The organism is Streptomyces sp. NPDC002044 (genome assembly GCF_040296725.1).
In the GTDB taxonomy this organism is placed as follows: domain Bacteria; phylum Actinomycetota; class Actinomycetes; order Streptomycetales; family Streptomycetaceae; genus Streptomyces; species Streptomyces antarcticus.
In genome coordinates this window covers 13,257-35,574 of record NZ_JBEOXU010000063.1, presented here as the reverse complement: position 1 = coordinate 35,574, position 22,318 = coordinate 13,257, and the positions used below count along the sequence as shown (strand labels likewise).

Annotated in this window: 20 protein-coding genes, 1 tRNA gene and 1 pseudogene; 15 read left to right on the top strand and 7 right to left on the bottom strand. The window is 72.3% G+C overall.

All coding sequences use genetic code 11. From position 1 onward, the window contains the following. Window positions 1-137, bottom strand: a pseudogene (locus tag ABT106_RS32155) (succinyl-diaminopimelate desuccinylase); the annotation flags it as partial. Here ABT106_RS32155 and ABT106_RS17585 point away from each other — a divergent pair. From ABT106_RS17585 to tesB, 3 genes are all read left to right on the top strand, one after another. Next, a complete protein-coding gene (locus tag ABT106_RS17585; protein WP_502979407.1) occupies window positions 108-671 on the top strand; it encodes a PucR family transcriptional regulator in 564 nt (187 codons plus the stop codon). The pseudogene ABT106_RS32155 and the gene ABT106_RS17585 overlap by 30 nt on opposite strands. 102 nt (window positions 672-773) lie before the next feature. After that, complete coding sequence (locus ABT106_RS17580) at window positions 774-1,931, top strand: acyl-CoA dehydrogenase family protein (protein WP_351277951.1); 1,158 nt, start codon at window positions 774-776, stop codon at window positions 1,929-1,931. Between the two features lie 27 nt (window positions 1,932-1,958). Next, window positions 1,959-2,837, top strand: coding sequence for an acyl-CoA thioesterase II (tesB, locus tag ABT106_RS17575; RefSeq protein ID WP_351277948.1), 879 nt, complete (start codon window positions 1,959-1,961; stop codon window positions 2,835-2,837). Between the two features lie 100 nt (window positions 2,838-2,937). On the opposite strand, the gene ABT106_RS17570 is transcribed toward tesB, so the two are convergent. Together ABT106_RS17570 and ABT106_RS17565 are read right to left on the bottom strand one after the other, a co-directional pair. After that, on the bottom strand, window positions 2,938-3,765 hold the full coding sequence (locus ABT106_RS17570; RefSeq protein ID WP_351277945.1) for a phosphatase: 828 nt from the start codon (window positions 3,763-3,765) through the stop codon (window positions 2,938-2,940). Window positions 3,766-3,821: 56 nt separating this feature from the next. Further along, complete coding sequence (locus ABT106_RS17565; protein ID WP_351277943.1) at window positions 3,822-4,400, bottom strand: SACE_7040 family transcriptional regulator; 579 nt, start codon at window positions 4,398-4,400, stop codon at window positions 3,822-3,824. Between the two features lie 99 nt (window positions 4,401-4,499). Here ABT106_RS17565 and ABT106_RS17560 point away from each other — a divergent pair, with 99 nt between their 5' ends. From ABT106_RS17560 to ABT106_RS17540, 5 genes are all read left to right on the top strand, one after another. Next, on the top strand, window positions 4,500-6,116 hold the full coding sequence (locus tag ABT106_RS17560) for a carboxyl transferase domain-containing protein (RefSeq protein ID WP_351277941.1): 1,617 nt from the start codon (window positions 4,500-4,502) through the stop codon (window positions 6,114-6,116). A 26-nt stretch (window positions 6,117-6,142) separates the two neighbouring features. Further along, window positions 6,143-8,230, top strand: a complete 2,088-nt coding sequence (locus ABT106_RS17555) for an ATP-binding protein (RefSeq protein WP_351277939.1) — start codon at window positions 6,143-6,145, stop codon at window positions 8,228-8,230. 11 nt (window positions 8,231-8,241) lie between these two features. Further along, window positions 8,242-9,159 (top strand): hydroxymethylglutaryl-CoA lyase, encoded by a 918-nt coding sequence (locus ABT106_RS17550; RefSeq protein ID WP_351277958.1) that lies wholly within the window; start codon window positions 8,242-8,244, stop codon window positions 9,157-9,159. A 7-nt stretch (window positions 9,160-9,166) separates the two neighbouring features. Then, a complete protein-coding gene (locus tag ABT106_RS17545; protein WP_351277936.1) occupies window positions 9,167-10,327 on the top strand; it encodes an acyl-CoA dehydrogenase family protein in 1,161 nt (386 codons plus the stop codon). A gap of 228 nt (window positions 10,328-10,555) precedes the next feature. Then, complete coding sequence (locus ABT106_RS17540) at window positions 10,556-11,596, top strand: ABC transporter substrate-binding protein (protein ID WP_351277934.1); 1,041 nt, start codon at window positions 10,556-10,558, stop codon at window positions 11,594-11,596. A 299-nt stretch (window positions 11,597-11,895) separates the two neighbouring features. Here ABT106_RS17540 and ABT106_RS17535 read toward each other — a convergent pair whose 3' ends face one another. Beyond that, window positions 11,896-13,485 carry a beta-N-acetylhexosaminidase gene (locus tag ABT106_RS17535; RefSeq protein ID WP_351277932.1) on the bottom strand — a complete coding sequence of 530 codons (1,590 nt, stop codon included), beginning with the start codon at window positions 13,483-13,485 and terminating at the stop codon, window positions 11,896-11,898. Window positions 13,486-13,537: 52 nt separating this feature from the next. Between ABT106_RS17535 and ABT106_RS17530 the strand changes: the two genes are divergently transcribed. The 3 genes from ABT106_RS17530 to glmS all read left to right on the top strand — a co-directional run bounded on the left by ABT106_RS17530 (window position 13,538) and on the right by glmS (window position 16,654). Beyond that, the gene (locus ABT106_RS17530; RefSeq protein ID WP_351277929.1) at window positions 13,538-14,428 is read left to right on the top strand and encodes a DUF4429 domain-containing protein; all 891 of its coding nucleotides are present in this window, start codon (window positions 13,538-13,540) and stop codon (window positions 14,426-14,428) included. 97 nt (window positions 14,429-14,525) lie between these two features. After that, a complete protein-coding gene (locus ABT106_RS17525; protein WP_030008735.1) occupies window positions 14,526-14,801 on the top strand; it encodes a hypothetical protein in 276 nt (91 codons plus the stop codon). A 35-nt stretch (window positions 14,802-14,836) separates the two neighbouring features. After that, window positions 14,837-16,654, top strand: coding sequence for a glutamine--fructose-6-phosphate transaminase (isomerizing) (gene glmS / locus ABT106_RS17520; RefSeq protein WP_351277928.1), 1,818 nt, complete (start codon window positions 14,837-14,839; stop codon window positions 16,652-16,654). Between the two features lie 136 nt (window positions 16,655-16,790). Here glmS and ABT106_RS17515 read toward each other — a convergent pair whose 3' ends face one another. Together ABT106_RS17515 and ABT106_RS17510 are read right to left on the bottom strand one after the other, a co-directional pair. Then, the gene (locus tag ABT106_RS17515; protein ID WP_351277925.1) at window positions 16,791-17,366 is read right to left on the bottom strand and encodes a GPR1/FUN34/YaaH family transporter; all 576 of its coding nucleotides are present in this window, start codon (window positions 17,364-17,366) and stop codon (window positions 16,791-16,793) included. A gap of 97 nt (window positions 17,367-17,463) precedes the next feature. Continuing rightward, window positions 17,464-17,997: a universal stress protein gene (locus ABT106_RS17510; protein ID WP_319722977.1), complete on the bottom strand. Its 534-nt coding sequence runs from the start codon at window positions 17,995-17,997 to the stop codon at window positions 17,464-17,466. Window positions 17,998-18,319: 322 nt separating this feature from the next. On the opposite strand from ABT106_RS17510, the gene ABT106_RS17505 reads away from it, so the two are divergent. The 4 genes from ABT106_RS17505 to ABT106_RS17490 all read left to right on the top strand — a co-directional run bounded on the left by ABT106_RS17505 (window position 18,320) and on the right by ABT106_RS17490 (window position 21,182). Continuing rightward, window positions 18,320-18,754 carry a hypothetical protein gene (locus ABT106_RS17505; RefSeq protein ID WP_351277921.1) on the top strand — a complete coding sequence of 145 codons (435 nt, stop codon included), beginning with the start codon at window positions 18,320-18,322 and terminating at the stop codon, window positions 18,752-18,754. Window positions 18,755-19,130: 376 nt separating this feature from the next. Further along, a complete protein-coding gene (locus ABT106_RS17500; RefSeq protein WP_351277918.1) occupies window positions 19,131-20,303 on the top strand; it encodes a helix-turn-helix domain-containing protein in 1,173 nt (390 codons plus the stop codon). Between the two features lie 105 nt (window positions 20,304-20,408). Then, a complete protein-coding gene (orn, locus tag ABT106_RS17495) occupies window positions 20,409-21,011 on the top strand; it encodes an oligoribonuclease (protein WP_351277916.1) in 603 nt (200 codons plus the stop codon). Between the two features lie 98 nt (window positions 21,012-21,109). Beyond that, window positions 21,110-21,182, top strand: a tRNA-His gene (locus tag ABT106_RS17490). 60 nt (window positions 21,183-21,242) lie between these two features. Here ABT106_RS17490 and ABT106_RS17485 read toward each other — a convergent pair. Continuing rightward, window positions 21,243-22,295, bottom strand: a complete 1,053-nt coding sequence (locus tag ABT106_RS17485; RefSeq protein ID WP_351277914.1) for a LacI family DNA-binding transcriptional regulator — start codon at window positions 22,293-22,295, stop codon at window positions 21,243-21,245. Window positions 22,296-22,318 lie beyond the last annotated feature (23 nt).

The window sequence follows — 22,318 nt, the reverse complement described above, 5'->3', positions numbered from 1 at the left end:
AGCAGGGCGTCGCCCGGGCCGTAGTTCACCGCCGGGACGCCCAGCGCGCTGAAGCGCGAGACGTCCGTCCAGCCGAACTTCGGCATGGCGCGGCCCCCGCCGGGTCGCTGGCCGGGCCGGGCCCCTGGTACGCCGTCCACGCCCGGAGCACCGGCGGCGGCGACCCCGCGGCCCTCGCCGCGGCGCTGGGCACCGTACTGCTGGACCCGCGCGGGGAGGCCGTACGCCTGCTCGCCGACCGGGAGCCCGGCCCGCGGCCGGGGTGGCGGCTGGGGGTCAGCGCCCCGGCGGCGGCCGAGGGGCTCACGACCGCCGACGCGCAGGCCCGGCGGGCCCTGGAGCGCGCCGAGGCGGCCCGGACCCCGCTGGCCCGGCACACGGCCGGGGGCCTGGGCGCCCTGCTCGACCCGGCCGAGGCCCGCGCGCACGCCGAGGCGCTGCTCGCCCCGCTGAACGGGGCGCAGGCCGCCACCCTGCGCGCGTGGCTGGCCCACCACGGCAGCTGGGACCGGACGGCCGCCGCGCTGGGCGTGCACCGCAACACGGTCCGCCAGCGCATCGCCCGCGCGGCCGGTCTGCTCGCCCGCGACCTCGACGACCCGGACACGCGCATGGAACTGTGGTTCGCACTACGAAGTCTGGACAGGGACGACAACTCGCCGGTAACTTAATTGAGCAAGCGCTTAGACATAAGCCATCAACTGAAACGACGACGGCGCGCAACCACCTCCGCGAGAGCGGCGGCGGTTTAGCCGCATAAGGGAGTGTCGGCTGTGCGCCGTACCGTTTTCAACGAGGACCACGAGGCGTTCCGCGAGACCATCCGCGCCTTCATCGAGGCCGAGGTCGTCCCCGTCTACGACGAGTGGTTCCAGGCCGGCCAGGCGCCGCGCGAGTTCTACTACAAGCTCGGCGAGCTGGGCGTCTTCGGCATCAACGTCCCCGAGGAGTTCGGCGGCGCGGGCCTGGACACGCACAAGTTCGAGGCCGTCCTCTACGAGGAGACCTCCCGCGCGGGCGTGAACTTCGGTGGTTCCGGCGTGCACGTGCTGCTCGCCCTCCCGTACATCAAGATGCTCTCCACCGACGAGCAGAAGAAGCGCTACCTGCCGAAGTTCGTCACCGGCGAGGAGATGTGGGCGCTCGCCATGACCGAGCCGGGCACCGGCTCCGACGTCGCGGGCATGAAGACCACCGCCAAGCTCTCCGAGGACGGCACCCACTACGTCCTCAACGGCTCGAAGACCTTCATCACCGGCGGCGTGCACGCCGACCGGGTGATCGTCTGCGCCCGCACCTCCGCCCCGCGCGAGGACGACCGCCGCTTCGGCATCTCCCTGTTCGCCGTCGACACCAAGTCCGAGGGCTACTCGATCGGCCGCAAGCTCGACAAGCTCGGCCTGCGCACCTCCGACACCGCCGAGCTGGCGTTCGTCGACGTGAAGGTTCCGGTCGAGGACCTGATGGGCGAGGAGAACAAGGGCTTCTCCTACCTCGGCGCCAACCTGCCGTCCGAGCGCTGGGGCATCGCCTTCGGCGCGTACGCCCAGGCCAAGGCCGCCGTCCGGTTCGCCCAGCAGTACGTGACGGACCGCACCGTCTTCGGCAAGCCGGTCGCGCACTTCCAGAACACCAAGTTCGAACTGGCCGCCTGCCAGGCCGAGGTGGACGCGGCCGAGGCCGTCGCCGACCGCGCCCTGGAGGCCCTGGACGCCGGTGAGCTGACCGCCGCCGAGGCCGCGTCCGCGAAGCTCTTCACGACCGAGGTCGCGCACCGCGTCATCGACAAGTGCCTCCAGCTGCACGGCGGGTACGGCTACATGAACGAGTACCCGATCGCCCGCCTGTACGCCGACAACCGCGTGAACCGCATCTACGGCGGCACCAGCGAGGTCATGAAGTCCATCATCGCCAAGTCCATGGGCCTGTAAGGGATTCGGGACACCTACCCTTCCCCCATGAACGAGGCACTGACGACGCTCCTCGATCTGCTCGACCTGGAGCAGATCGAGGAGAACATCTTCCGCGGTACCAGCCGTTCGGCGCTGGTACCGCGCGTGTTCGGCGGCCAGGTCGCGGCCCAGGCCCTGGTCGCGGCCGGGCGGACCGTGCCCGAGGACCGCGCCGCGCACTCGCTGCACTCGTACTTCCTGCGCGCCGGTGACCCGGGCGCGCCCATCGTCTACTCGGTGGACCGGATCCGCGACGGCCGCTCCTTCACCACGCGCCGGGTCGTCGCCGTCCAGCACGGGCAGCCGGTCTTCCACCTCTCCGCGTCCTTCCAGACGTACGAGGACGGGCTCGACCACCAGGCCGCCATGCCGGACGCCCCGGACCCGGAGACCCTGCCCACCGCCGCCGAGGCGCTGCCCGCCTACCGGTCGGTCTTCCGCGAGCCGGGCACGGTGGAGCGCCTGATCGACGCGCGCGCCGCCGTGGACCTGCGCTACGCGACGGTCCCGCCGTGGGGCAGCGTCGGCGAGCCGGTGGAGCCGCGGTCGCAGGTGTGGTTCCGTACGGCCGGGAAGCTGGAGAGCGACGATCCGCTGCTGCACACCTGCCTGGCCACGTACGTCTCGGACATGACGCTGCTGGACTCGGTGCTGCTCGCCCACGGGCGGGGCGGCTGGGCGGTCGGCGACGTGGTGGGGGCCTCCCTGGACCACGCCATGTGGTTCCACCGCCCGTTCCGCGCGGACGAGTGGCTGCTGTACGACCAGGAGTCGCCCTCGGCGGCCGCCGGCCGGGGCCTCGGCCAGGCCCGCATCTGGACCCAGGACGGGCGCCTGGCGGTGACGGTCATCCAGGAAGGCGTCGTCCGCGTGCCCCGCGCCTGACCCCGGCCCCCGGCCATCCGCGTGCCCGCGCCTGACTCCCGCCGCCGGCGCGGCGGTGGCCCGGCCCCGCCGGAACGCCGGGGCCGGCCGCCGGCGACGGCTACGCCCCCGCCAGGCCCGCCGCGTCCAGCAGGTACGCCACCATCGGGTCGTAGTGCCGCGGGTCGCGCACGTGGTCGTCCAGGGGGACCGCCACCTGGAGGGTGCCCTCGGCCTCGGCGAGGAAGAGCGCCGGGTCGTTGCAGTCGGCGTAGCCCACCGCGTCCAGGCCCCGCTGGGCCGCGCAGCCCGCCCAGCCGTGGTCGGCGACGACGAGGTCGGGCTGCGGGCGGTCCGAAGCCGCCAGGCCGTCCAGGATCGCGGCCATCGGCTCCGGCGAATGGGTGTGCCACAGCGTCGCGCCCCGTTCCAGGACGGCGATGTCCGCGAACTGCCAGACCGAGCCCTCGTCTGCGTACAGCCCGGCCGGGATGACCACGATCTCGCAGCCCGCCGCCCGCAGCGCGGCCGCCGTCGCCCGGTGGACGTCCAGCAGCCCGCCCGGGTGCCCGGTGGCCAGCAGGACGCTCTGCCGGTCCAGCGCGGCCTTGCGCAGCCGCGCCGCCAGCCGGTCCAGGCCGGCCACGGTCAGTTCCGGGTCGATGGTGTCCTGGCCGTACCGGTGCTCGGCGTCGTCCACGACCCCGCAGCGCTCCGCCATCACCGCGAGGACGTCCTGCTCGTCCGTCCAGCGGTCGCCCAGCTCCAGGCCGAGCCAGTAGTGCCGGTCGCCGTTGGCGAGCTTGCGGTAGTGGGAGAGGTTGTTCTCGCGCGGCGTCGCCACCTGCCCCGCGATGCGGGTGCGCACCAAGTGGTCGATGAGTTCGGCGCGGCTCGGCGTTTCCGCGGATCGGTCGGGCGTCTCTATCGGCTTCGGCATACGGCCCATTCTGCCGCCGCCCGGGCGGAGGCGTCCCGTCCATCTCGGCCGCCGGACGCGCCCGCTCACGCGGACAGCGCCCCGAACGCCCCGTGGGCGAGCCGGCGCAGCAGCGATTCCGTCGCCTCCCGGCCCGGCGTGGCCAGGTGCGGGGTGGAGTTCAGCAGGCCGAAGACGGCGTGCACGGAAACCCGTACCTCGGCCTCGCCCACCTCGGGGTGCAGTTCCCGTACGACGTCGACCCACAGCTCGACGTACTGCCGCTGGAGCTGGCGCACGAGCTTGCGGTCGGCGTCGCGCAGCCGGTCGAGCTCCCGGTCGTGCACCGTGATCAGCGCCCGGTCGTCGAGCGCGAAGTCGATGTGCCCGTTGATGAGGGAGGACAGCACCCGCGGCGGGTCGCCGGCCGCCTCCGCCACCCGGTGGCGGCCCCCGGTGAGCAGGCGTTCGCTGATGCCCACCAGGAGCTCGGCGAGCATGGCGTCCTTGCCCGCGAAGTGCCGGTACAGGCCGGGGCCGCTGATGCCCACCGCGGCCCCTATCTCGTCGACGCCGACCCCGTGGAACCCACGCGCGGCGAAGAGACGAGCGGCCTCGTTGAGGATCTGCTCGCGACGGGTGGGGGCGGCCGCTCTGGTGCTCATGGGAAACCATTCTAGACAGGGCCGTTAGCGGTCGTTAACCTAAGTCCCACAAGCGTTAACGCTCATTAACACCGTGCACCGAGCAAGGGAGCTCGACCGATGCAGCAGGCACCAGTGCTGACGAGCGCCGCGGACCCGGCGTCCGAGGCCTGGCGGGCCAACGAGGCCGCCCACCGCGAGCTGGCCGAGGACCTGCGCGCCCGGCTGGAGACAGCCCGGCTCGGCGGCGGCGAGAAGGCCCGCGCCCGCCACACCGCGCGCGGCAAGCTCCTCCCGCGCGACCGCGTGGACGCCCTTCTGGACCCCGGCTCGCCCTTCCTGGAGCTGGCCCCGCTGGCCGCCGAGGGCATGTACGGGGGCTCGGCCCCCGCCGCCGGCGTCATCGCGGGCATCGGCCGGGTCAGCGGCCGCGAATGCGTGATCGTCGCGAACGACGCCACCGTCAAGGGCGGCACCTACTACCCGATGACCGTCAAGAAGCACCTGCGCGCCCAGGAAGTGGCCCTGGAGAACCGTCTCCCCTGCCTCTACCTGGTCGACTCGGGCGGCGCCTTCCTCCCCATGCAGGACGAGGTCTTCCCCGACCGGGAGCACTTCGGCCGCATCTTCTACAACCAGGCGCGCATGTCGGGGGCCGGCATCCCGCAGATCGCCGCCGTCCTCGGCTCCTGCACGGCCGGCGGGGCGTACGTCCCGGCGATGAGCGACGAGGCCGTCATCGTCCGCGGCCAGGGCACGATCTTCCTCGGCGGGCCGCCGCTGGTGAAGGCCGCCACCGGCGAGGTGGTCACGGCCGAGGAACTGGGCGGCGGCGAGGTCCACTCCCGGGTCTCCGGGGTGACCGACCACCTCGCGGAGGACGACGCGCACGCGCTGCGGATCGTACGGAACATCGTGGCGACCCTGCCCGGCCGCGGGGCCCTGCCCTGGTCGGTGGAGGCCACCGAGGAGCCGAAGGTGGACCCGTACGGGCTGTACGGCGCGGTCCCCGTCGACTCCCGCACCCCCTACGACGCGCGCGAGATCATCGCCCGGGTCGTGGACGGCTCCCGCTTCCAGGAGTTCAAGTCCGAGTACGGGCAGACCCTGGTCACCGGCTTCGCCCGGATCCACGGCCACCCGGTCGGGATCATCGCCAACAACGGCATCCTGTTCTCCGAATCCGCCCAGAAGGGCGCCCACTTCATCGAGCTGTGCGACCAGCGCGGGATCCCGCTGCTGTTCCTCCAGAACATCTCGGGCTTCATGGTCGGCCGGGACTACGAGGCGGGCGGCATCGCCAAGCACGGCGCCAAGATGGTCACGGCCGTGGCCTGCGCCCGGGTGCCGAAGCTGACCGTGGTCGTCGGCGGCTCGTACGGCGCGGGCAACTACTCGATGTGCGGGCGGGCCTACTCGCCCCGCTTCCTGTGGATGTGGCCGAACGCCAAGATCTCCGTGATGGGCGGCGAGCAGGCGGCGTCGGTGCTGGCCACCGTCAAACGGGACCAGATCGAGGGCGCCGGCCAGGACTGGCCGTCCGAGGACGAGGAGACCTTCAAGGCCCCGGTCCGCGCCCAGTACGAGGAGCAGGGAAACGCGTACTACGCGACCGCCCGGCTGTGGGACGACGGGGTCATCGACCCCATGGAGACCCGGCAGGTGCTGGGACTGGCCCTGACCGCGTGCGCGAACGCCCCGCTGGGCGATTCGGCTTTCGGCATCTTCCGTATGTGACGTGATGTGACGTGAGGACCTCTTCGATGTTCAGCACTGTTCTGGTCGCGAACCGGGGCGAGATCGCGGTACGGGTCATCCGCACGCTGCGGCAGCTCGGCATCCGCTCGGTGGCCGTCTTCAGCGACGCGGACGCGGACGCCCGGCACGTCCGGGAGGCCGACACGGCCGTCCGGATCGGCCCTGCGGCGGCCGCGGAGAGCTACCTGTCGGTGGAGCGGCTGCTCGCAGCGGCCCGCCGCACCGGCGCCGAGGCCGTCCACCCCGGCTACGGCTTCCTCGCGGAGAACGCGGCCTTCGCGGCCGCCTGCGCCGACGCCGGACTGGCCTTCATCGGGCCGCCCGCCCCGGCGATCTCCCTGATGGGCGACAAGATCCGCGCCAAGGAGACGGTGAAGGCGGCCGGGGTCCCGGTCGTCCCCGGCTCCTCGGGCAGCGGGCTCTCGGACGCCGAGCTGGTCGCCGCGTCGCGGGAGATCGGCATGCCGGTGCTGCTCAAGCCCTCGGCGGGCGGCGGCGGCAAGGGCATGCGGCTGGTGCGCGAGGAGGCGGTGCTGGCCGAGGAGATCGCGGCCGCCCGCCGCGAGGCCCGCTCCTCCTTCGGTGACGACACCCTGCTGGTCGAGCGGTGGATCGACCGGCCGCGGCACATCGAGATCCAGGTGCTGGCGGACTCCCACGGGAACGTGGTCCACCTCGGCGAGCGGGAATGCTCCCTCCAGCGGCGCCACCAGAAGGTGATCGAGGAGGCGCCGTCGGTCCTGCTGACGCCGGAACTGCGGGCGTCGATGGGCGCGGCGGCGGTGGAGGCCGCCCGCTCGTGCGGGTACGTCGGCGCGGGCACGGTGGAGTTCATCGTCCCGGGCGGGGACCCGTCCTCGTACTACTTCATGGAGATGAACACCCGGCTCCAGGTCGAGCACCCGGTGACGGAGCTGGTCACCGGGCTGGACCTGGTGGAACAGCAGCTGCGGGTGGCGGCGGGCGCGGAGCTGGGCTTCGGCCAGGGCGACGTCGTGCTGACCGGCCACGCGATCGAGGCCCGCGTCTGCGCGGAGGACCCGGCCCGCGGGTTCCTGCCGTCGGGCGGTACGGTCCTGGCCCTGTCGGAGCCGTCGGGCGGGGCGGTCCGCACGGACTCCGGCCTGCTGGCGGGCGTCCCGGTGGGCTCGGCGTACGACCCGATGCTGTCCAAGGTCATCGCGTACGGCCCGGACCGGGCCACCGCCCTGCGGGTGCTGCGGGGCGCGCTCGCCGACACCGTGATCCTGGGCGTCCAGACCAACACCGGCTTCCTGCGGCGGCTCCTCGCCCACCCGGACGTGGTCTCGGGCGACCTGGACACGGGCCTGGTCGAGCGGGACCTCCCCTCGCTCCTCCCGGAAGGCGTTCCGCCGGAGGTGTACGCGGCGGCCGCGCTGTTGTCCCGGCCGCCCGTCGCCGCCGCGGGCGGCGGCTGGAGCGACCCCTTCGACGCGCCGACCGGCTGGCGCCTGGGCGGCACCCCCGCCTGGACGGTCCACCACTTCCGCCTCCCGGGCCAGGACCCGGTGGAAGTCCGCTCCCGCCCCCAGGGCTCCGACACCGAACTCCTCCTCCCGACCGCCGACGATGACGCCGCCGCCGCCGGCAGCGGCCGGAATCCAGCCCCGACGGCGTCTGAGGCGCGGGGTCCGGGGCGGAGCCTCGCGGCACCGGCCCGCGCCCGGATCGTCAGCCGCACCGCCGACACCCTCACCCTCGAACTCGACGGGTTCACCCACCGCTTCAGCCACGCGGCCTCCCCGGAGGGGACCTGGCTGGGACGCGACGGAGACAGCTGGCACGTCCAGGACCACGACCCCGTGGCGGCGGCGCTCGACGGCCGGGGCCAGGGCGGCGCCGGAACCCTCGCCGCGCCCATGCCCGGCACCGTCACGGTCGTCAAGGTGGCCGTCGGGGACGAGGTCGTGGCCGGTCAGAGCCTGCTCGTCGTGGAGGCGATGAAGATGGAGCACGTCATCTCCGCCCCGCACGCCGGCACCGTCACCGAACTCGACGTCACCCCCGGCACCACCGTCGCCATGGACCAGGTCCTGGCCGTGGTGACCCCGGACGAGGAGGAGGGCCGGTGAACGGGCTCCCCATGACGGTTCCCGCCCCCGGCCTCCCGGCCCGGGTGCGCATCCACGAGGTGGGTGCCCGCGACGGCCTGCAGAACGAGAAGACGGCCGTACCCACCGCCGTGAAGGCGGAGTTCGTGCACCGCCTCGCGGCGGCCGGCCTGACCACCATCGAGGCCACCAGCTTCGTGCACCCCAAGTGGGTGCCCCAGCTCGCCGACGCCGAGGCCCTCTTCCCGCTCCTCGCGGACGTGGACGCGGCGCTCCCCGTGCTGGTCCCCAACGAGCGCGGCCTGGACCGCGCGCTCGCCCTCGGAGCCACCCGCATCGCGGTGTTCGGCTCGGCCACCGAGACCTTCGCCTCCCGCAACCTCAACCGCACGGTCGCCGAGTCCCTCGCCATGTTCGAGCCCGTCGTGGCGCGGGCCCGGCAGGACGGCGCCCATGTCCGCGGCTACCTCTCGATGTGCTTCGGCGACCCGTGGGAGGGGCCGGTCCCGCTCCCCCAGGTCGTCTCCGTCGCCAAGGCCCTGCTGGACCTCGGCTGCGACGAGCTGAGCCTCGGCGACACCATCGGCGTCGCCACCCCGGGCCACGTCCAGGCCCTGCTGGAGGGCCTCAACGACGCGGGTGTCGCCACCGGCCGGATCGGCGTGCACTTCCACGACACGTACGGACAGGCCCTGTCCAACACTCTCGCCGCGCTCCGGCACGGAGTGAGCACCGTCGACGCGTCCGCCGGGGGCCTCGGCGGATGCCCGTACGCGAAGAGCGCCACCGGGAACCTCGCCACCGAGGACCTGGTGTGGATGCTCGACGGCCTCGGCATCGAAACCGGGGTCGATCTGGCCGCCCTCACCGCCACGAGCGTGTGGATGGCCGAACAGCTGGGCCGGCCCAGCCCCTCCCGCACCGTCCGCGCCCTCTCCCACAAGGAGTAGTCAGACCATGCCCCTCGACCACCGGCTCACCCCCGAGCACGAGGAACTCCGCCGCACCGTCGAGGCGTTCGCGCACGACGTGATCGCGCCCAAGATCGGCGACCTGTACGAGCGCCACGAGTTCCCGTACGAGATCGTCGCCGAGATGGGCCGCATGGGCCTGTTCGGCCTGCCCTTCCCCGAGGAGTACGGCGGCATGGGCGGCGACTACCTCGCGCTGGGCATCGCCCTGGAGGAGCTCGCGCGCGTCGACTCCTCCGTCGCCATCACCCTGGAGGCCGGGGTTTCGCTCGGCGCCATGCCGATCTACCTCTTCGGCTCCGAGGAGCAGAAGACCGAGTGGCTGCCGAAGATGTGCTCCGGCGAGGTCCTGGGCGCCTTCGGCCTGACAGAGCCGGGGGCGGGCAGCGACGCCGGCGGCACCCGCACCACGGCCGTGCGCGACGGCGACGAGTGGGTGATCAACGGCTCCAAGTGCTTCATCACCAACTCCGGTACGGACATCACGGGCCTGGTCACCGTCACGGCCGTGACCGGCCGCACGGCGGACGGCCGCCCCGAGATCTCCTCGATCATCGTCCCGTCCGGCACCCCGGGCTTCACGGTCGCCGCACCGTACTCCAAGGTCGGCTGGAACTCCTCCGACACCCGCGAGCTGTCCTTCGCCGACGTGCGGGTGCCCCTGGCCAACCTGGTCGGCGCGGAGGGCCGCGGCTACGCGCAGTTCCTGCGGATCCTCGACGAGGGCCGGATCGCCATCTCCGCCCTCGCGACGGGCCTCGCGCAGGGCTGCGTGGACGAGTCGGTGAAGTACGCCCGGGAGCGGCACGCCTTCGGCAAGGCCATCGGCGACAACCAGGCCATCCAGTTCAAGCTCGCGGACATGGAGATGCGCGCCCACATGGCCCGCGTCGGCTGGCGCGACGCGGCCTCCCGGCTGGTGGCGGGCGAGCCGTTCAAGAAGGAGGCGGCCATCGCGAAGCTGTACTCCTCGACGGTCGCCGTGGACAACGCCCGCGAGGCCACCCAGATCCACGGCGGCTACGGGTTCATGAACGAGTACCCGGTGGCCCGGATGTGGCGCGACTCCAAGATCCTGGAGATCGGCGAGGGCACCAGCGAGGTCCAGCGCATGCTGATCGCCCGCGAGCTGGGCTTCTCCGCCTGACGCGGCCCGCTCCGTCCTCTCCCCCGGTCCGCGTGCGAGCCGGGGGAGAGCCGTTCGCGGACCCTCGGCGGGCCGCCGCTCCGGGCCGTCGCTCCGGGCCCTCCGTCGGCCGTGGCCGGGCCTCCGCGCCCGGCGGGGGCGCCCCCCTGACATCTTTCGGCAAAGGTTAGGCTAACCTTCCTTCCAAACGGCCAGCGGCCGCCCTGACGCACGAAAGCGGACATCGACATGCCCAAGTCGCGGACCTCCCCCCTCACCCGTCGGGGCTTCATCGCCGCCGGCGGCGCCCTCGGCCTCGTCGCGGCGCTCACCGCGTGCGGCGGCGACGACTCGGCGAAGGGCGACGGCGGCAAGGACAAGGGCGCGGCCGCTTCGGGCCCCTGGACCTTCAAGGACGACCTCGGCGTCGACGTGAGCACCAAGGCCACGCCGAAGAACATCGTCGCCTTCACCGGCACCGCCGCCGCGCTGTACGACTACGGCGTCCCGGTCAAGGGCGTGTTCGGCCCGACCAAGACCGCCGACGGCAAGCCGGACGTCCAGGCCGGCTCGCTCGACATATCCAAGGTCGAGATCCTCGGAAACGTCTACGACCAGTTCAACGTCGAGAAGTACGCGGCCCTGCGGCCCGACCTCCTCGTCACCAACACCTGGGACGGCAGCTACTGGTACGTCCCGGAGGCATCCAAGGACAAGATCCTGAAGCTGGCCCCGGCCGCCGCGATCAGCGTCGGCAAGGACGCCACGATGGACAAGGCCCTCGCGCGCACCGCGGACCTCGCCACGTCCCTCGGCGCGGACATGGAGGCCAGGAAGACGGTCGACGCGAAGGCCCGCTTCGAGGCCGCCGCCGAGAAGGTCCGCCAGGCCACCAAGGCCAACCCGGGCATCAAGGTCCTCGTCGGCTCCGGCTCCCCGGAGGTCTTCTACGCCTCCAACCCGACGACTTCCGCCGACCTCAGCTACTTCCGGCAGCTCGGCGTCGAGTTCGTCGTGCCGGACAAGCTGGACGAGGGCGACTTCTTCGAGAGCCTCAGCTGGGAGAACGCCGGCAAGTACCAGGCCGACGTCATCCTCCTCGACAACCGCAGCAGCGCCCTGCAGCCCGAGACGCTGGGCAAGGAGAAGCCCACCTGGGCCGAGCTCCCCGCGGTGAAGGCCGGACAGGTCACCCCCCGCGTGACCGAGCCGATCTACTCGTACGACAAGTGCGCCCAGATCCTGGAGGACCTCGCGAAGTCCCTCCAGAGCGCCAAGAAGGTCAGCTGACCGCACTCCGTCCGGCCGATGATCCGGCCGGCTGACGATCCGGCCGGCTGACGATCGCGCGTGGAACAGTGACGAGTTGGGCCCCGGCTGGCGCGCCGGGGCCCTTCGGCATTGCATCGCAATTAAGGTTAGGCTACCCTAAGCATCGCACGCCGGGGCGGGTGATTGTCGATACGGTCCCTCGACATCCCATCCGCCCCTCAGCACCACGGCGCGGTCGCGAAGACCCCAGCGGCCCTCTTCGCGACCGCGCCGCCGCATGCCAGCGCGCCGTACCACCCTCGCCGCCCTCGCCTCCCTCAGTTCCAGGGCACGCCCGGCGCCCGGTGGAAGTTCACCTCCTGCGCGTCCAGCCGGGGCCCCTGTGCCGCCAGCCGCCGCCGGTAGTCCTCCCAGCCGAGCACCCCGGTCTGCGACCACCCCAGCTCGGCCAGCCCGAGCACCCGCGGGAACGCCATGTACTCCCAGTCCGCCCGGGTCGCGATCGTCTCCGTCCAGAGCGGCGCCTCCACCCCCAGCACCGCGGACTCCGGCACCCCGGCCAGGTAGGCGCCCGGATCCCAGGAGTACGCCCGCTCGACCGGCACGTGGCCGGCCCACGCCAGGCCCGGCTTCGTCGCCGCGTCGTACTTCATGTCCAGGTACAGCCGGTCCGCCGGCGACAGGATCACCGGGTGCCCCGCCTTCGCGGCCGCCACCACGCCCGCCTTCTCCGCGGCCGGCGTCTTGCCGTGGCCCCAGTACTGGAGCACCGCGCCCCCGGCGGGCCGGGCGGCCGCCAGCTGGTGCCAGGCGATCACCGTCTTGCCGTGCCGGGCGACCACCGCCTGGGCCCGGTCCATGAAGGCCGCGTAGTCCGCCGCGGGCGTCGTGTGCGCCTCGTCGCCGCCGATGTGCAGGTAGCGGCCCGGGGTCAGCTCCGCCAGCTCGCCGAGGACGTCGTCGACGAACTCGTACGTCCGTTCCTTCGCCACGCACAGCGAGCTGAAGCCCACCTTGATCCCGGTGTACCGCTCGGGGGCCTTGCCGTCGCAGTTCAGTTCGGCGTAGGAGGACAGCGCCGCGTTCACGTGGCCCGGCATGTCGATCTCCGGGACCACGTCCACGTACCGCTCCCCCGCGTACGCGACCAGCTCGCGGTACTCGTCCTTCGTCCAGTACCCGCCGGGCCCGCCGCCGACCTCGCCGCCCCCGCCGTGCTCCGCGAGCCGCGGCCAGGAGTCGACCGCCAGGCGCCACCCCTGGTCGTCGGTCAGGTGCACGTGCAGGGTGTTGACCTTGTACTGGGCGAGCTGGTCGACGTACCGCTTCACCTGCTCCACCGTGAAGAAGTGCCGGGCGATGTCGATCATGGCCCCCCGGTACGCGAACCTCGGCCGGTCCTCGACCGTCCCGCCCGGCACCGTGCCGGGCCCGGCCACCGGCACCAGCTGCCGCAGCGTCTGCCCCGCGTGGAAGAGCCCGGCCGGGGTCCGCGCGGTGAGGGTGATCCCGTCGGGGGCCGACTCCAGCCGGTAGCCCTCGTCCCCCACCCCCTCGGCCTCCTCGTCGAGCCGGAGCCGGATGCCGTCCCCGTCCGTCCCGTCGACCACCGGCAGCGGCAGCCCGCTGGGGCCGCGCAGTTGCTCGGCGAGGAGCTCGCCGAGCTGCCGGACCTCCTCGCCGGGGACCGTCGCCGTACGGATGACCGTGCCCGCGCCGAAGGCGTAGCCCGGCCCTCCGGCGCGGGCGGAGGCGGGCGCCGGAAGCAGCCGCTCGAACGGCGCGAGGGCGGCGGGCGGATCGTCTCCGGGCCGGGCGTCGTCACCGCGGGCGGGGGTGCACGAGACCCCGGTGCCCAACGCGCCGAGGACGAGGAGGGTGCCGAGCGTGCGTCGCAGGACTCTCATGCAGCCAGGTATAGACCAAGTGGGCCGTACCGGCCGATGCAAGAATCACCAGATGGCGGAAATCATCCAGAAGGACGGCACATGGACCTTCGACGGGGACACGGTGCGCATCGTTCCGGGCCGCGACAAGGGGGTGGGTCTGCTGCGCCAGACCCTCGGCGAAGTCGCCGTCCCGCTGCGCGCGGTGGCCGGGATCAGCTACGAACCGGGACGCCGGTCGGGGCGGCTGCGGCTGCGGCTGCGTGACGGCGCCGATCCCCTGCTCCAGGTGACGGGCGGGCGGCTGCCGGACGCCTCCGACCCGTACCGGCTCACCGTGGACTCGGACCGCAGCGGGGTCGCGGAGTACTTCGTGGACGAGGTGCGCAACGCCCTGCTGCTGGAGCAGGTGGAGCCCGGCCCGACGGACGCGTACCTGCTGACCGGGCCCTCCGTGCCGATCACGGTGGGCGCGGGCGACGGGACGGTCGGCTTCGACGGGGACCGGGTCACCCTGGAGTGGAACTGGACGGCGGAGGAGGCCAAACGCTCCGGCGGCACCCGCTCCGTCAAGGTGGCGGAACTCCGGGTGGTCGAGTGGTCCCCGTCCAAGGGGCTGACGAACGGCTGGCTGCGCTTCGCCCCGGCCGGCAACGGCACGGCCACCCCGCCCAAGTACGACCCGTACACGGTGGAGCTGTTCGGCTTCAAGAACGACCCGCTGATGGCGCTGGTCGCGGCGGCGGTCGCGGCGCGGATGCCCCACCCGGCGACCCCGGCGCCCGAGACCACGCCCGCCGCCCTGGCGGCCGCCGCGGTGTCGGTCCCGGCGGCGGAGGAGGGCCCGGCGGACCACGACGCCCTGCTGCGCCGACTGCGCGAGCTCGGCGAACTGCACCAGTCGGGGATCCTCACGGCAGAGGAGTTCGCGGCCGCCAAACAATCCGTTCTGCGGCGTTTTTAACCGGATCAATGCATTCCACTGGTACAGACCAGGGGGATCCTGCCCGATTCCGGGCAGGATCTTTGCATTCACTTCCGTGAGACGCCACTATCTACGGGTGCTCGATCGCCGTCCGTCGCATGACGATCTCGTCGACCACCTGGTGCGCAGCACCGCGCTCCAGCGCGGCGAGGCCGCCCGGGTGGTGCTCGACGTGCTCGCGTACTTCGACGAGACGACCGAGGAGTTCGTCCGCCGCCGCCACCGGGAACTGCAATCCGGCGGAGCGGTCAACGCGGAGATCTTCGAGCGGATCGCGGCGGAACTGCCGCACCGCGCCGTGGCGCCGCCGGAGCTGTCGCTCCGGCAACTGCGCCGCATCGTCTACGGCTGAGCACGGACACCGGACTTCAGGAGGGGCAACACCGTATGTGCGGAATCGTGGGTTACATCGGCAAGCGTGACGTGGCACCGCTGCTACTGGAGGGGCTGCAGCGACTGGAGTACCGCGGCTACGACTCGGCGGGCATCGTGGTCAACAGCCCGAAGGCCACCGCCCTGAAGGTCGTCAAGGCCAAGGGCCGGGTCCGCGAGCTGGAGTCCCGCGTCCCCAAGCGCTTCGCCGGCACCACCGGCATCGCCCACACCCGCTGGGCCACGCACGGCGCCCCGAGCGACCTCAACTCCCACCCGCACCTGGACCTGGAGAACAAGGTCGCCGTCGTCCACAACGGCATCGTCGACAACGCCTCCGAGCTGCGCGCCAAGCTGGAGGCCGAGGGCGTCGTCTTCCTCTCGGAGACCGACACCGAGGTCATCGTCCACCTGGTGGCACGCTCCCGCGCCGACTCCCTGGAGGAGAAGGTCCGCGAGGCGCTCAAGGTCATCGAGGGCACCTACGGCATCGCCGTCATGCACTGCGACTTCCCCGACCGGATCGTCGTCGCCCGCAACGGCTCCCCGGTCGTCCTGGGCATCGGCGAGAAGGAGATGTTCGTCGCCTCGGACGTCGCCGCGCTGGTCGCCCACACCCGCCAGGTCGTCACCCTCGGCGACGGCGAGATGGCCACCCTGAAGGCCGACGACTTCCGGACCTACACGACGAGCGGCACGACCACCACCGCCACCCCGGAGACCGTCGAGTGGGAGGCCGCCTCCTACGACATGGGCGGCCACGACACCTACATGCACAAGGAGATCTCCGAGCAGCCCGACGCGGTCGACCGCGTGCTGCGCGGCCGGATCGACGACCGCTTCTCCACCGTCCACCTCGGCGGCCTGAACCTGGACCCGCGCGAGGCGCGCGGCATCCGCCGGGTCAAGATCCTGGGCTGCGGCACCTCGTACCACGCCGGCATGATCGGCGCCGGTCTGATCGAGGGCATGGCGCGGATCCCCGCGGACGCCGAGCCGGCGTCCGAGTTCCGTTACCGCAACCCGGTCGTGGACCCCGACACCCTTTACATCGCCGTCTCGCAGTCCGGCGAGACCTACGACGTGCTCGCGGCCGTGCAGGAGCTCAAGCGCAAGGGCGCCCGCGTCCTCGGCGTGGTCAACGTGGTCGGCTCCGCGATCGCCCGCGAGGCCGACGGCGGCGTGTACGTGCACGCCGGCCCCGAGGTCTGCGTCGTCTCCACCAAGTGCTTCACCAACACCGTGGTGGCCTTCGCGCTGCTCGCCGTGCACCTGGGCCGCATCCGCGACCTGTCGGTCACCGACGGCAAGCGGATCATCGAGGGCCTGCGCAAGCTGCCCGCGCAGATCCAGGAGATCCTGGAGGGCGAGGAGGAGATCAAGAAGCTGGCGGCCGAGTACGCCGAGGCCAAGTCGATGATGTTCATCGGCCGGGTGCGCGGCTACCCCGTGGCCCTGGAAGCCTCGCTGAAGCTCAAGGAGATCTCCTACATCCACGCCGAGGCCTACCCGGCCTCCGAGCTCAAGCACGGCCCGCTCGCGCTGATCGAGCCGGCGATGCCGACCGTCGCGATCGTCCCCGACGACGACCTGCTGGACAAGAACCGCGCGGCGCTGGAGGAGATCAAGGCCCGCAGCGGCCGGATCCTGGCGGTCGCCCACCGCGAGCAGGAGAAGGCCGACCACACGATCCTCGTGCCCAAGAACGAGGACGAGCTGGACCCGATCCTGATGGGCATCCCGCTCCAGCTGCTCGCCTACCACACCGCCCTGGCCCTGGGCCGGGACATCGACAAGCCGCGCAACCTGGCGAAGTCCGTCACGGTCGAGTAGCCGGCGGCGGCGGGCGGGGCGCGCCGAGCGCGCCGGTCCGGCCCGCCGGGCATGACGCAGGGAACGGCCCCCGGGACACCCCGGGGGCCGTTCCGCGTTCCGGGCGGTCACACCCGCCCGGCCGGTGCCGCGCCGCTCAGCTCGCGGGGACCGCGCTCCGGTTCGCGGCCCTGCCCCGGCCGACCGCCGTCGGCCAGTGCGCCAGGGCCGCGGTGGCCCCGTACCAGGCCAGCAGCCCGGCGACCGCCGCCACCCAGCCGGCGGCCTTGCCCAGCACGGCGCTGTCCGCGAAGGCGCCGATCGCCAGGAGCAGTAGCGAGAGGGTGAACAGGCCGTACACGCCCTGCCCGAACAGCCCGCTGACGGCACCGGCGGTGAGAGTGACGCCCAGCAGCACGAACAGGAGAAGGAACGTTCCGGCCGCGTCTGCCGAAACCTTCCCGTCCGCTCCCGCGGCCCAGGTGAACCAGAAGGCTCCGAGGCCCGCGAACGCCGTGCCGTCGAAACCGTCACCGGCCCGGAACGCGAGGATCCCGAGGACGAACAGGACGATTCCGCCGACGTACGTCGCGAGCGACACGGAGTTGGCGGCGGTCACACCGTCGATGACACCGGTGTGGCCGATACCGAATGCCAGAAGGGTGAGACCCAGGGCGATGTGCCCGAGGGTCGAAGTCGAGGCCGTGCTTCCCGCAGAGACACCGTTGTCCACGGCGGGCTCCCTTCGATCTGCAGTTGTTTGCTGCGTCCCAGCGGCATTTATTTACCCTTTACATGGGCGCACAACCACACAAGCGACGGACAGCCGGTCACGGAATGACAACAACCGGTCGCTGTGCGCGCTTGGCCAGCCGGCCCGCCACCGATCCGAAGATCCGGCCGACGATCCCGTGTGTGGAGCCGACCACGATGGCGTCGGCCGAATACTCCCGGCCGACTTCCTCCAGCTCATGGCAGATGTCCCCACCCCGCTCGACCAGGATCCATGGCACTTCCGCCAGGTAGTCCGCGCAGGCGAGCTCCAGCCCGAGGACCTCGGTCCGGTGGTCGGGCACGTCCACGAAGACGGGCGGCTCGCAGCCGGCCCACACGGTGGTGGGCAGCCGGTTGGCCACGTGGACGATGATCAGACCGGATCCGGAGCGTCTCGCCATGCCGATGGCGTAGGCGAGCGCCCGCTCACTGGACGTTGAGCCGTCGAATCCCACGACGACCCCGTGCCGGAAGGCCGGATCGCAGGGGAGGCGCGTCTGTTCCACCGCGCGCAGATCGGCGGCCGACGCGGGGTCGGCGAGGCGTTTGCGCTTGCGGTCCGCGGGTTCGGAGAATTCGTGACCGGCCATGGGTGTCTCGGCGAGGAGGTCCTTGGAGGAAGCAACAGGGGGAAAGTGGCGACACTGTGTAACGGAGCTCTGTCCGGGAAGCATCTTCCCAAGCCCGTACCCACCAGGGTACGGCGACACTCCTGTCCTGCACAGGGCTTGCCGCCCTTGGAGAGCATCCCAGGGAGCATGCCGGAGCGAGCGCCCCTTGGCAATGACCGCTGCCCCCTACAGCCAGTGACGAGTCCGCGCGGCGCCACCCGTGCGCGCAGTGACCGAGCCCCGCCGCGCGGCGTTGGACATGCGTCCGACCGTCCAGGAAGAGCCCGCAGGGAGTACGCCCGTGCCCGGCCATCCGGTTCACCCCGTCCAGCCCGCCCAGCGGACGCAGTCCGCCCCGTACGCCGACGCGCCCCCGTCCTTCACCCCCGCCCCGCGATCCCCCCTCCACCCGTCCGCGCACCCCTCCGGCCGCCCCCACGACGACCCCGCGGGGGACGTCGTGCGCTGGGCCGCCTTCAGCTGCCTGCTCGTCCCGGTGGTCCTCGTCGTCTACGGGACCTCCTTCGGCGGGGCCGCCGTCGCGACCCTCGGCCTGCTCGTCGTCACGGCCGCGTGCCGGGCGATGCTGCGCTACTCGGAGAAGACGGACCGGGCCGCGGCGCGGGTCCTGGCGGAGGCGCGCGTGCCGTCCGCGCACCGCGGTCGGCACTCGCGTTCCGGGACGGGAAACCACCGCGGCTGCCACGGTTCCGACGTGCCGCCCCCGCAGGACTGACTCATTCGCACACCCACACCCGCATGTTTTAAGCCAACTTCCCGGCAGGGTGGCCCCCTTGCCGGAATGTCCCCCCACTCCCCCTACCACCAGCGACGACGGAGCCCGGGGGGCGCTGTGACCGTACGGGTACTGGCCATGGCCGGACGGCACGCTTCCCACCCGGGTAGCGGAGTGGAACGCTTCCTGATCGAATGCTTTTCGCCAAGTTGCCAAGTCGACATAGCGCTGCGTGCTGAACTTGTCACGCCGACACCACGGGACGCAGTAGATTCGATCATGTATTTACGGCGGGGGATCCACGTGCAAGGCCGAGGGGAAACGTGCAGGTGCGACCAGACCAAGGAGTCGCGACACCCAAGGGGGGCTTAGCGCCATGAGCCAGGATTCCACCGCCGTCGTCGCAGACGCCGGCCGGAAGCTCGCGGGGCGTCGCCGCAGGGAGATCGTCGCGGTGCTGCTCTTCAGCGGCGGACCGATCTTCGAGAGCTCCATTCCACTTTCCGTGTTCGGCATCGACCGGCAGGACGCGGGAGTTCCACGCTATCGATTGCTCGTGTGCGCCGGTGAGGACGGTCCGCTCAGGACCACCGGCGGACTCGAACTGACCGCGCCATACGGGTTGGAGGCGATCGCCCGGGCAGGCACGGTCGTCGTGCCCGCCTGGCGTTCCATCACCTCACCACCGCCGCCGGAAGCGCTCGACGCGCTGCGTCTGGCGCACGAGGAGGGGGCCCGGATCGTCGGACTGTGCACGGGGGCCTTCGTGCTCGCCGCCGCCGGTCTGCTGGACGGTCGGCCCGCGACGACGCACTGGATGTACGCGCCGACGCTGGCCAAGCGCTACCCGTCCGTCCACGTCGATCCGCGCGAACTGTTCGTCGACGACGGCGACGTGCTCACGTCCGCGGGCACGGCGGCCGGGATCGACCTCTGCCTGCACATCGTCCGTACGGACCACGGCAGCGAGGCGGCCGGGGCCCTGGCCCGCAGGCTCGTCGTGCCGCCGCGCCGGACGGGCGGCCAGGAGCGCTACCTCGACCGGTCGCTGCCGGAAGAGATCGGCGCCGACCCACTGGCCGAGGTCGTGGCCTGGGCGCTGGAACACCTCCACGAGCAGTTCGACGTGGAAACCCTGGCGGCCCGCGCCTACATGAGCCGGCGCACGTTCGACCGGCGCTTCCGCTCGCTCACGGGCAGCGCGCCGCTGCAGTGGCTGATCACCCAGCGGGTGCTCCAGGCGCAGCGGCTGCTGGAGACCTCCGACTACTCGGTCGACGAGGTCGCCGGGCGCTGCGGGTTCCGCTCGCCGGTCGCCCTGCGCGGTCACTTCCGGCGGCAGCTGGGGTCCTCCCCGGCCGCCTACCGCTCCGCCTACCGGGCACGCCGCCCGCAGGCGGAGGTGTCCCAGGTCTCCGACCTCTCGGGGGGGCCCGTGCCGCACCAGCGCACTCCGCAGCCCCAGCGGGCGGCGGCGGCCCTGGCCGCCGCGGGCCCCACGGTGACGGAGATGTACGCCCCGGGCCGGGTCCTGCGGGAACACGCGTAACCCCCACAACGGGTACGTAAGCGAAGGTCCTCCGTCGGTCACCACCGACGGGGGACCTTCCGCATGTGCGGTCCCGCCCCGGAGGGACCGCATAAGGTGGGACACATGAACGATCGCATGGTGTGGATCGACTGCGAGATGACCGGGCTCTCGTTGACGGACGACGCACTTATCGAGGTGGCCGCACTGGTCACCGACTCGGAGCTGAACGTGCTCGGCGACGGCGTGGACATCGTGATCCGCCCGCCGGACGCCGCACTGGAGACCATGCCCGACGTGGTGCGCGAGATGCACACCTCCTCCGGACTGCTCGACGAGCTGGCCGGCGGGACCACCCTCGCGGACGCGGAGGCACAGGTCCTGGCCTACGTACGGGAACACGTGAAGGAGGCGCGCAAGGCGCCCCTGTGCGGGAACTCGGTCGGCACCGACCGCGGCTTCCTGCTGCGCGACATGGCCGCGCTGGAGGGGTACATGCACTACCGGATCGTGGATGTGTCCTCGGTCAAGGAGCTGGCGCGCCGCTGGTACCCGAGGGCCTACTTCAACAGTCCGCCGAAGAACGGCAACCACCGGGCGCTCGCGGACATCAAGGACTCCATCGCCGAGCTGCGCTACTACCGCGAGGCGGTCTTCGTGGCGCAGCCCGGTCCGGACTCGGACACCGCGAAGTCCATCGCCGCCAAGCACGTCGTGCCGGGCCTGTAGCGGGGCCCACCGGAGACGGGCGCGGGAAAGGGTGGAGCGAGCACCCTCCCGGACCCTGTACGCTTTTCTTCGGCCGGTCGGTTCTCCGACCGGACATGGTGGGTGTAGCTCAGTTGGTAGAGCACCTGGTTGTGGTCCAGGTGGCCGCGGGTTCAAGTCCCGTCACTCACCCTGCGAGAAGGCCCCGGCCCGCGAAAGCGGACCGGGGCCTTCTGCGTGCCCGGTACGGGGTCAGGAGGACTCCCGGACCACCAGGCTGTTCGGCAGGACGACGGCCGCCACGCCGGGCCCGCCCGCCCCGTCCGGGCTCTGGGGCTTGCCCGCGATCCGGTCCAGCAGCAGCCGCGTCATGGTCCGGCCCATCTCCTCGATCGGCTGCCGCACGCTGGTCAGCGGCGGGTCCATGTGGCGGGCCACCACCGAGTCGTCGAAGCCGACCAGCGCCACGTCCTGCGGGATCCGGCGGCCGGCGGCGCGCAGCTCACGCCGGGCTCCCGCCGCCATGACGTCCGAGGCGGCGAAGACGGCGTCGAGGGCGGGCCGCCGGTCCAGGAGCTCGCGCATGGCCCGGCGGCCGCCGTCCTCGGTGAAGTCACCGACGCAGACCAGTTCCTCGTCGGCCGGGTGCCCGGCCGCGGCCAGGGCCTGCCGGTAGCCGTCCAGGCGGCACTGGGCGCCGTACACGTCCAGCGGGCCGGTGATCGTGGCGATCGCGCGGCGGCCCCGCCCGAGGAGGTGGCGTACGGCCTCGGCGGCGCCCGCGAGGTTGTCGGAATCCACGCTGGGCAGCGTCTCCCCGGCCGAGCGGCGGCCGCTGATCACGGTGGGGATGCCCAGCTCGGCCAGCAGCTCGGGCAGCGGGTCGCCCGCGTGGACGGAGACGAGCAGCACCCCGTCGACGCGGTGGCCGGAAAGGTACTGGGCCAGGCGGCGTCGCTCGCGGTCGCTGCCGGCCAGGGTGAGCACGAGCTGCACGTCGGTCTCGGCGAGGGCGGCGCCGACTCCGCGGACCACGTCGGAGAAGTACGGCTCGGCGAAGAAACGGGCCTCGGGCTCGGGAATCACGAGGGCGATGGCGTCGGTGCGGTTGGCCGCGAGGGCCCGGGCCGCGCGGTTGGGGACGTACGCCAGCTCGGCCACGGCCGCCTCGACGGCGGCCCTGGTGTGCTCGCTGACCTTGGAGGACCCGTTGATCACCCGGGAGACCGTGCCGCGCCCGACTCCGGCGCGCGCCGCGACCTCCTCGAGGGTCGGCCGTCCCCCACTGCGCCCGTGCCCGTTCATGGCTTCCTCCCGGTTGTGAATCT